Raw genomic sequence first — 2,932 nt, forward strand, 5'->3', positions numbered from 1 at the left:
GGCTTACACCGCTCCTACAGGGCTCCGGATAGTTTTTGTAGGAGCGGTGTAAGCCGCGAAGCCGATAGCAATGCGCTGCCATTTGGCTCGCAACCCTCATGCTGGTCGTCGGCTTGCTTTCAACCTGCAGCACCACCAGCTTCGCGGCTTACGCCGCTCCCACAAAACGGCAGGGCTGTCCCTATGGCTGTGCCGGGCAGGCATAATTCCCGCCTGTCTTTGGGAGTCGTACACATGCTGGAAACAGTGGAGCAGGAAACCGGCGCGTCGCCGGAATGGTCGGTGATCTGGCTGCATGGCCTGGGTGCCGATGGCCATGATTTCGCGCCTATCGTGCCCGAGCTGGTACGTCCGCAGTGGCCGGCGATCCGCTTCGTGTTCCCGCATGCGCCCAAGCGCCCGGTCAGCATCAACAACGGCATGCCGATGCGTGCCTGGTATGACATCGTCAGCATGGACTTCCGCAGCCGCGCCGATGCCAAGGGTGTCGCCGAATCGGTGGAGCAGCTGGAAGAACTGATCGCCCGTGAACAGGCGCGCGGCATTCCGGCAAACCGCATCGTCCTGGCCGGTTTCTCGCAGGGTGGGGCGATCATCCTGTCCGCTGGCCTGAAGCGCCGTGAGCCGGTCGCCGGCCTGGTGGCCTTGTCGACCTATCTGCCGGAAGTGGATGCTGCACCGTCGCAGCTGGTGGATGGCGCCATCGCCCAGCCGATCTTCATGGCCCATGGCAGCGCCGATCCGGTGATTCCGCTGCAGATCGCCGAGCACAGCGCACAGGTGCTCAGGACGCTGGGTTTCGGCGTGGAATGGCACCGCTACCAGATGGCCCACCAGGTCTGTGGCGAAGAGATCCACGCGTTGGGCGACTGGCTGCAGGCCCGTTTTACGCCGGTCTGATCAGTTTGTGAGCTGCACCGCAGTTGCCGGGTTGTTGACGGCGGCCTGCAGCGAACCCGGCTACCATGTCGCCACGACTGGGGAGCCGTGAGTGAGGTAGTGGTGTGAAGGTAGTAATCGCCGATGACGAGCCCTTGGCGCGCGAGCGCCTGCGCGCGCTGCTGGCCGAGCTGGCGGGGGTGGAGGTGGTTGGCGAGGCCGCCAATGGCAATGATGCCCTGCAGGTCTGCGCGCAGACCCAGCCGGATCTGGTGTTGCTGGATATCGCCATGCCCGGCATCGACGGTCTGGAGGTTGCCCGCCATCTGGCGCGGTTTGAGCCGCGTCCGGCGGTGGTGTTCTGCACCGCCTATGACGCCCATGCCTTGTCGGCGTTTGAAGCGGCGGCGATCGACTACCTGATGAAACCGGTGCGTGCCGAGCGCCTGGCCGCAGCGCTGGAGCGTGCGCGCACCTTCATTGTTGGCCGCGCCAATACTGCGCCTGCCGCGTCCACGCAGCCGCGACGGGCGTTGTGCGCGCGTCTGCGCGGCAGCCTGCGGCTGGTGCCGGTGGAGGACATCCTCTACCTGCAGGCCGAGGAAAAATACGTGGTGGTGCACCACCTGCGTGGCGAAGACCTGATCGAGGAATCGCTGCGCTCGCTGGAAGACGAGTTTTCCGGGCGTTTCATCCGCATCCACCGCAATTGCCTGATCGCCCGCGATCGGTTGCAGGAAGTCCGCCGCACGCCGGCCGGGCAGGTGCACGCGGTGCTGCGTGATGTCCCGCAGCCGCTGGAAATCAGCCGCCGCTGCGTGGCCGGGCTGAAGACCGAGATGGAACGGCTGTGACCCGGAGCTTGCAGCGGCGATAATGGCCGCATGAGCATCCTGCGTATCGCCACCCGAAAGAGCCCGCTTGCCCTGTGGCAGAGCGAACACGTCGCCGACCGCCTGCGCCAGGCCCATCCCGGGCTGCAGGTGGAACTTGTGCCGATGAGCACGCGCGGCGATGAAATCCTCGACCGCTCGCTGGCCGCCATTGGCGGCAAGGGCCTGTTCCTGAAGGAGCTGGAGCTGGCGATGCTGCGTGGCGACGCCGATTGCGCGGTGCATTCGCTCAAGGACGTGCCGATGGAGCTGGAGGCGCCGTTCGCGCTGCCGGCGATCCTGACCCGCGCCGATTCGGCTGATGCTTTCGTCTCCAACACCTATGCGTCGCTGGATGCCTTGCCGCAGGGCGCCTGCGTCGGCACTTCGTCGCTGCGCCGGCAGGCACAGCTGCGTGCGCTGCGCCCGGACCTCACGTTGCGCGACCTGCGTGGCAACGTCAACACCCGCCTGGCCAAGCTGGATGCCGGTGAATATGACGCCATCATCCTGGCCTGCGCTGGTCTGGAGCGCCTGGAACTGGGCGCGCGCATCCGCGATCGCCTGGTCGCCCCGCAGTGGCTGCCGGCGCCCGCACAGGCTGCAGTGGCGATTGAATGCCGGCAGGACGATGCCGGCACGATTGCGCTGCTCAAGGCGCTGGACGATGCCTCCACCCGAACCTGCGTGGAAGCGGAGCGGGCCATGAACCGCGCGCTGGATGGCAGCTGCCATGTGCCGGTGGCGGGTCTGGCGCAGTGGCGTGGCGAGGACCTGTGGTTGCAGGGCCTGGTCGGCGGCGTGTCTGATGGCCGTGCGGTGCGTGCGCAGGCGCAGGGCCCGGCGAGCGATCCGGAGGCGCTGGGGCGTGAAGTGGCGCGACAGCTGTTGGCCGCCGGCGCGGGCGAGCTGTTGCGCTGATTTTGCCGTTGTAGGAGCGGCGTGAGCCGCGAAGCCGCAAGTGCATGAGATGGCATGAGCGCCGATTGTATCGGCGCGCAAGCAGGGCCAGCTTCGCGGCTTATGCCGCTCCTACAAAACAGCAAAGCAATGCCGACGTGCCCGGTTTTGCTGGTAACGCCCTTGCCGAGCATGGCTCGGCACTACCGGAGGCGGCGGGCGGGGGGGGGCCCCGGGCCCCGGGTCGTTTAAACAAAACCCCGCCCCCCACCCCGAACATT

3 protein-coding genes are annotated in these 2,932 nt (G+C 66.7%); all 3 read left to right on the plus strand.

Translation table 11 applies throughout. The features are described 5' to 3' along the window. Positions 1-234: 234 nt before the first annotated feature. The 3 genes from QMX78_RS20965 to hemC all read left to right on the plus strand — a co-directional run bounded on the left by QMX78_RS20965 (position 235) and on the right by hemC (position 2,672). Positions 235-900 (plus strand): alpha/beta hydrolase, encoded by a 666-nt coding sequence (locus QMX78_RS20965; protein WP_282273307.1) that lies wholly within the window; start codon positions 235-237, stop codon positions 898-900. 104 nt (positions 901-1,004) lie between these two features. Beyond that, positions 1,005-1,733: a LytTR family DNA-binding domain-containing protein gene (locus QMX78_RS20970; RefSeq protein ID WP_282273309.1), complete on the plus strand. Its 729-nt coding sequence runs from the start codon at positions 1,005-1,007 to the stop codon at positions 1,731-1,733. Positions 1,734-1,763: 30 nt separating this feature from the next. Continuing rightward, a complete protein-coding gene (gene hemC, locus QMX78_RS20975) occupies positions 1,764-2,672 on the plus strand; it encodes a hydroxymethylbilane synthase (protein WP_282273311.1) in 909 nt (302 codons plus the stop codon). Positions 2,673-2,932 lie beyond the last annotated feature (260 nt).

The organism is Stenotrophomonas sp. PS02298, from assembly GCF_029959445.1.
Taxonomy (GTDB): domain Bacteria; phylum Pseudomonadota; class Gammaproteobacteria; order Xanthomonadales; family Xanthomonadaceae; genus Stenotrophomonas.

Excerpts from the sequence above, each read along its gene's own strand:
- QMX78_RS20965 (WP_282273307.1), top strand. The coding sequence starts at position 235 with ATGCTGGAAACAGTGGAGCAGGAAACCGGCGCGTCGCCGGAATGGTCG.
- hemC (WP_282273311.1), top strand. The coding sequence starts at position 1,764 with ATGAGCATCCTGCGTATCGCCACCCGAAAGAGCCCGCTTGCCCTGTGG.